We start from the raw sequence: 6,154 nt of genomic DNA, 5'->3' as shown, positions 1-6,154 counted from the left end.
TCACCCGGCTCGCGCACCCGGTGGACGGCCGTCGCATTCCCGGATCGCGGTGGGGCATCGACAATCCCGACAGCGTGTACCGGGTGATCCCGATCTCCGGCGACGAGCGCTACGAGATCCACGGCCGGGTCGGCGAGCACCGGATGACCGAGAACTACTTCACGCTGTGGGACGCGCGCATGGGGACCGTCGCCGTCCTCAACGGCCGCACCATGCAGGTCGACTCCGACGGCAGCTACACCATCACCGTCGACTCCGAGCCGGCCAACGGCCGGCCCAACCACGTGCAGACCTCGCCGGAGGCCCACGAGTTCTACATCCGCGACGTGCTGCTGGACTGGGACCTCGACGACCCGAATCATATCGAGGTGCAACGCCTTGGCGGTCCGCCGGCCGCCCCGGCGCGCACACTCGACGAACAGGCCGAGGCCACCGCGGCGATGATGGATTACTTCGCCAACTTCACCGGCAAGCTGAGCCACGGCGTGTACAAGATGCCCGCCAACCATTTCAATCTCGCCTGGTCGGCCGACAAGGTCGGCGCGATGCGCAATCAGGTCTATGTGATGGGCCGGTTCGACCTCGCCCCCGACGAGGCCTTCGTCGTCGACCTGAACGACGGTGGCGCCGAATACTTCACGGTGCCGCTGAGCAACATCTGGGGCACGACACTGAATCTCGTCGACCGCACCGGCAGCCTCAACAAGGCGCAGTCGGTGGCCAACGAGGACGGCAGCTACACCTACGTGATCTCGCCCGTCGACCCCGGCGTGGCGAACTGGATCGACTCCGACGGCCTGCGGGAGGCCATCTTGACGTTGCGGATGGCGGAGTTCGGTGAGTCCGGCCCGCGCGAAGACCTCGGGGCGCGCGGCCGGGTGGTCAAGCTGGACCGGCTCGACGCCGAGGTGCCGCACCTGCCGCGGGTGAGCGAACAGCAGCGTGCGACCGACCTCGCACACCGGCGCAACGCCTACCTGCGCCGCCTGCCGGAAGGGACGATCTGACGTGTCACGCTGGCTGATCACGGGATGCTCCACGGGCTTCGGGCGCGAAATCGCGCGCGCCGCACTACAAGCCGGCCACAGCGTGGTGGTGACCGCGCGGCGGGCCGAGGCGGTGGCCGACATCGCCGACGAATTCGGGGACCGGGCCGTGGCCGTCGCCCTCGACGTGACCGATGCCGCCCAGATCGCGGCGGCGGTGTCCGCGGCAGACGAGGCATTTGGCGGGGTCGACGTCCTGGTCAACAACGCCGGCCACGGCTACCTGTCCTCGGTGGAAGAGGGTGAGGACGCCGAGGTCCGAAAGCTGTTCGACGTCAACTACTTCGGGGCCGTCGACATGATCAAGGCGGTGCTGCCCGCCATGCGCGCCCGCGGGTCGGGACACATCATCAACATCTCCTCGATGACCGGCCTGGTGGCCAACCCGCCCAACGCCTACTACTCCTCGACCAAGTTCGCGCTCGAGGCTCTGACCGAGGCGCTGGCCGCCGAGGTGCGCCCGCTGGGCATCAAGGTGACCGCGATCGAGCCCGGCGCGTTTCGCACCGACTGGGCGACGCGGTCGATGAAGGAATCGGGCAGCCCGATCGCCGACTACGCCGACGTGGCGGCGCGCAAGGACCTGATCAAGCAGTTCGCCGATCACCTACCCGGCGACCCGCGCAAGGTCGCCGAAGCGGTGCTGATGGTGACCACGCTCGACGAGCCGCCGCTGCGGCTACTGCTGGGCCGTGACGTGCTGAAGGCCATGCGCGACAAGCTCGCCGCGCTCTCGGCGTCGATCGAAGAGTGGAAGGCCGTCACGAAGGACGTGAATTTCGCGGACTGATGGCGCCACTCAGTCCCGCACGATGAGGACCGTCTTACCGGCGCGGCCCCTGCCGTGGTCGCGGCTTTCGAACGCCTCACGGCCCTGGTCGAGCGCGAATGTCTGGGCGATCGCGACGTGCAACCGGTCGCCGTCGACCAGCGCGGCGAGTTCGTCGAGCTGGCCCCGGTTCGGTGTGACGATGAAAAAGGTTGCGGTGACATCGAATTGCTCGGCCCGGCCCTCTGGAGGCGGTGCGGACAGGGTGACCAGCCGGCCACCGCGGCGCAGCACGCCGAACGACCGCTCCAATGTCGGCCCGCCCACCGTGTCGATGACGACGTCGTAGCCGGCACCGGGTTCGTCGAACGCCTCGGTGCGCACGTCGATCACCCGCTGCGCGCCGCACCCGCGCAGCAGGTTGGCGGTGTCGCTGCGCACGGTCGCGGTCACCCGCGCGCCCAGCAGCGCGGCCAGCTGAACCGTCAGCAGGCCCACTCCCCCGGCACCGCCGTGCACCAGCACGCTCTCGCCGGGTTGCACGGCGGCGTGGTCGACCAGCGCCTGCAGGGCGGTCAGCCCGGCCAGCGGCAGCGCGGCGGCGACGGTGTGCGAGACGGTCGACGGCTTGGTCGCCAGGTCGGCGGCGGGCACGGCGACGAAATCGGCCGCCGCGCCGTCACGGTCGAACCCGATCAACCCGTACACCTCGGCGCCCGGCGCGAAATCCGACACGTCGGCGGCGACCGCTTCGACCACGCCGGACACCTCGTGTGAGGGGATCACCGGGAGGCGGCTGGCGCCGTCGCGGGTCCAGGTCTCCTCCCACGTCAGCTCGTCGAAGGTGATCCCGGCCGCGTGTACCGCCACCAACACCTCACCCGCGGCCGGCACCGGTCGCGGGGCCCGTTCGAGCACCAGCTGCTCCGGGCCGCCCCGCCGGTGCGCGCGCAGCGCGGTCATCTCGGTCATGGCAGGCGCCAGTCGATCGCGTCGGCGCCCATGCCGGTCAGCAATTCGTTGGCGCGGCTGAACGGGCGTGAACCGAAGAACCCGCGCGACGCCGACAGCGGGGACGGATGCGGTGACTCGATGGCCACGCAATTGCCCTGGGCGAGAATGGGTTTGAGGGTCGACGCGTCGCGGCCCCACAGGATCGCCACCAGGGGCCGCGACCGCTCGGTCAGCGCCCGGATGGCGCATTCGGTCACCGCCTCCCAGCCCTTGCCGCGGTGCGATGCCGGATTGCTGGGCCGCACCGTGAGCACCCGGTTCAGCAGTAGCACGCCGCGCTGCGCCCAGGGCGTCAGGTCGCCGCAGGAGGGCTGCGGATGGCCCAGGTCCGCGGTGTACTCCTGAAAGATGTTGGCCAGACTGCGTGGCAACGGCCGCACGTCGGGCGCCACCGAAAAGCTCAGCCCCACAGCGTGTCCGGGCGTCGGGTACGGGTCCTGCCCGACGATCAGCACCCTGACGTCGTCGAAGGGATAGGTGAAGGCGCGCAACACATTCGGTCCGGCCGGCAGGTACCTGCGCCCGGCCGCGATCTCGGCCCGCAGGAACTGGCCCATCCCGGCCACCTGGTCGGCCACCGGCGCGAGCGCACTCGCCCACCCCGGCTCGACCAGTTCCCCCAGCGGACGCGCGGTCATCATCGGCTCTCCGCGATCGCGTAAACGGTCACCGCGTCACCCTAATACGACTGCCAGCCGGCGTAGCCGTTCCACTCTTGATCATCGACGAGCACCCGCGCCGGCCCGTCGAGAACCCGCCCGATGATCCGCCAACCGGCCGGCGCGGGGCCGGCGAAACACGCGACCAGGGCGTGGTCCTCGCCGCCGCCGAGCACCCAGTGCCACGGATCGGCGTCCACGGCGGCTGCGGCCGCGGCCAGCGCATCGCGGTCCGCGGCCAGCGCCGCCGTCGACAGATCCATGCCCACCCCCGACGCCTCGGCGACATGGCGCAGGTCGGCGATCAGGCCGTCGGAGATGTCGATCATCGCCTGCGCACCCGCGGCCGCCGCCACCGCGCCCTGGCCGTAGGGCGGCTCCGGCACGAGATGCCGGCGCCGCAGCTCGCCGAACTCCGTGATCTCCTTGCGCCACAGGGAAAGTCCGGCCGCCGAGCGGCCCAGGTCCCCGGCGACGGCGATCATTGCACCGGGCTGCGCGCCGGATCGCCGCACCGGCGCGCGCCCGTCCGACTCGCCCAGCACCGTCACCGAGATGACCCACTGTGGGCAGTGCACCAGGTCACCGCCGGCGATGCCGGCGCCGACCCGCTGCGCCTCGTCCCACATCCCGTCGACCAGCGCGTCCACCTGCGCCGCCGGCGTATCACCGGGCGCGCCGAAGGCGACCACGAAGGCCGTCGGCCGCCCGCCCATGGCCTCGATGTCCGCGGCGTTCTGGGCGATCGCCTTGCGGCCGATGTCGTGCGGCGTCGACCAGTCCAGCCGGAAGTGCCGGTCCTGCACCAGCATGTCGGTCGACACCAGGGCGCGCCCATCACCGGCCGCCACCAGCGCCGCATCGTCTCCGGGGCCGAGCACGACCGCGGGGGGCTGCCGGCGGCCCCGCACCAGGCGATCGATCACGGCGAACTCACCGAGCTGTTGCAGCGACGGGGACTCGCCCGATTCGTCTGGCACGCCACCCACGATAGGGCTCCCGGCGCCGCGCGGACCGCCCCGAGAATAAATTGGCGTAAGGGTCAACGAAGGCGATAGTGGTGAGCAGAAATGGGAGGTGCGCGGCGGTGGCAACCGAACCGGAAGCCGATGGCGGACCACCGCGTGCGCTGATCATCGCCGCCATCGTGCTGGCCGTCGCGACGATCGGCGTGATCCTGGCCATCGCGGCGACCCGCCAGGCGCCCCCGCGCGCGGTCGCGGTGGCCGCGGTACCGGCGCCGCAGGCCGACGGGTCCGGCTGCCGCGCGTTGCTGGGTGCGCTGCCGCAGCGGCTCGGCGATTACCAGCGCGCGCCCCTCGAGCAGCCGGCGCCCGAGGGCGCCGCCGCCTGGCGCGCCGGCCCGGACAGCGACCCGGTGGTGCTGCGCTGCGGGCTGGACCGCCCGGCCGAGTTCGTGCTCGGCGCCCCCATCCAGGTCGTCGACCGGGTGCAGTGGTTCCAGGTGAGTTCCGAACAGCAGTCCGCCGGCGACGCGGGCAGATCGACCTGGTACGCGGTGGACCGCGGGGCCTACGTGGCGCTCACGCTGCCGACCGGGTCGGGCCCGACACCGATCCAGCAGATTTCCGAGGTGATCGACCGCAGCATGCCCGCGACGCCCATCGACCCCGGCCAGCCCGGTTAGTGCCAGTCAGCGCAGGCCGACGCCGCGGGCCAACGCCGTCTCGACCATCGTCGCCAGCAGCGTCGGATAATCCACGCCGCTGGCCGCCCACATCCTCGGGTACATCGAGATCGTGGTGAATCCCGGCATCGTGTTGATCTCGTTGAGCACCGGCCCGTCCTCGGTGAGGAAGAAGTCCACCCGGGCCAGCCCCTGACAATCGATGGCCTTGAACGCCCGGACTGCCAATTGCCGTATCACGTCGGCGATTTCGTCGTCCACCTTGGCGGGCACATCCAGTTCGGCCGCGTCATCGAGGTATTTGGTCGAGAAGTCGTAGAACGAATCCTCGCGGCCACGCACCCCGGCCACCCGGATCTCGCCCAGCGTGCTGGCTTCGACTGTGCCGCCGGGCATTTCGAGTACGCCGCACTCCAACTCCCGGCCGACGATCGCCGCCTCGACGATGACCTTGGGATCATGTTGGCGCGCGGCCGCGACGGCGGCGTCCAGCTGATCCCAGCTCGACACCCGGCTCACCCCGATCGAGGAGCCGCCCCGCGCGGGTTTGACGAAGACCGGCAGGCCCAGCCGCTCGCACTCCTCGGGGCGCAGCCTGGAACGCGACGGGCGCAGCACCGCGTAGTCACCGACCGGCAATCCCTCGGCGGCGAACAGCTTCTTGGTGAATTCCTTGTCCATGCCGGCCGCGCTGGCGATCACCGACCGGAAACTGCCCGAGGTGACCGCCGCATCGGGCACCGAACTGGCGCTACCCGCCGATCCCCGGCGCAGCGGCCAGTTGGTGTCCCTGGCGCCCGGCGCCACCGAGGTCTTGGCGTCGGTCGACGTGGTCTTTCCGGTGCTGCACGGCCCCTACGGCGAGGACGGCACGATCCAGGGCCTGCTGGAGCTCGCCGGTGTGCCCTACGTGGGGGCCGGTGTGCTGGCCAGCGCGGCCGGCATGGACAAGGAATTCACCAAGAAGCTGTTCGCCGCCGAGGGATTGCCGGTCGGTGACTACGCGGTGCTGCGCCCG

6 protein-coding genes and 2 pseudogenes are annotated in these 6,154 nt (G+C 71.0%); 4 read left to right on the top strand and 4 right to left on the bottom strand.

All coding sequences use genetic code 11. The features are described 5' to 3' along the window. The coding region (locus tag A5646_RS18360) for a DUF1214 domain-containing protein (protein WP_067023228.1) at positions 1-1,007 on the top strand (1,007 nt) is incomplete at its 5' end. Position 1,008: 1 nt separating this feature from the next. Further along, positions 1,009-1,836, top strand: coding sequence for an oxidoreductase (locus tag A5646_RS18355; protein WP_066862005.1), 828 nt, complete (start codon positions 1,009-1,011; stop codon positions 1,834-1,836). A gap of 9 nt (positions 1,837-1,845) precedes the next feature. Here the strand turns inward: A5646_RS18355 and A5646_RS18350 are convergent, their stop codons facing one another. The 3 genes from A5646_RS18350 to A5646_RS18340 are packed head-to-tail and all read right to left on the bottom strand — an operon-like array spanning position 1,846 to position 4,477. Then, positions 1,846-2,778, bottom strand: a complete 933-nt coding sequence (locus A5646_RS18350; RefSeq protein WP_067023225.1) for an NADP-dependent oxidoreductase — start codon at positions 2,776-2,778, stop codon at positions 1,846-1,848. A gap of 5 nt (positions 2,779-2,783) precedes the next feature. Beyond that, on the bottom strand, positions 2,784-3,467 hold the full coding sequence (locus A5646_RS18345) for a uracil-DNA glycosylase (RefSeq protein WP_066862262.1): 684 nt from the start codon (positions 3,465-3,467) through the stop codon (positions 2,784-2,786). A gap of 41 nt (positions 3,468-3,508) precedes the next feature. Continuing rightward, the gene (locus A5646_RS18340; protein ID WP_067023222.1) at positions 3,509-4,477 is read right to left on the bottom strand and encodes a thiamine-phosphate kinase; all 969 of its coding nucleotides are present in this window, start codon (positions 4,475-4,477) and stop codon (positions 3,509-3,511) included. A gap of 98 nt (positions 4,478-4,575) precedes the next feature. Between A5646_RS18340 and A5646_RS18335 the strand changes: the two genes are divergently transcribed. Beyond that, on the top strand, positions 4,576-5,136 hold the full coding sequence (locus A5646_RS18335; RefSeq protein WP_066862009.1) for a DUF3515 domain-containing protein: 561 nt from the start codon (positions 4,576-4,578) through the stop codon (positions 5,134-5,136). A 6-nt stretch (positions 5,137-5,142) separates the two neighbouring features. Here the strand turns inward: A5646_RS18335 and A5646_RS18330 are convergent. After that, positions 5,143-5,838, bottom strand: a pseudogene (locus A5646_RS18330) (D-alanine--D-alanine ligase family protein); the annotation flags it as partial. Between the two features lie 118 nt (positions 5,839-5,956). Here A5646_RS18330 and A5646_RS30450 point away from each other — a divergent pair. Next, a pseudogene (locus tag A5646_RS30450) lies at positions 5,957-6,056 on the top strand (hypothetical protein); the annotation flags it as partial. Positions 6,057-6,154: the final 98 nt, after the last annotated feature.

The organism is Mycobacterium sp. 1245499.0, from assembly GCF_001673615.1.
GTDB classification, from domain to species: Bacteria; Actinomycetota; Actinomycetes; order Mycobacteriales; family Mycobacteriaceae; genus Mycobacterium; species Mycobacterium europaeum_A.
This window is presented reverse-complemented; position numbering and strand designations above follow the sequence as displayed.

Excerpts from the sequence above, each read along its gene's own strand:
- A5646_RS18345 (WP_066862262.1), bottom strand. The coding sequence starts at position 3,467 with ATGACCGCGCGTCCGCTGGGGGAACTGGTCGAGCCGGGGTGGGCGAGT.
- A5646_RS18350 (WP_067023225.1), bottom strand. The coding sequence starts at position 2,778 with ATGACCGCGCTGCGCGCGCACCGGCGGGGCGGCCCGGAGCAGCTGGTG.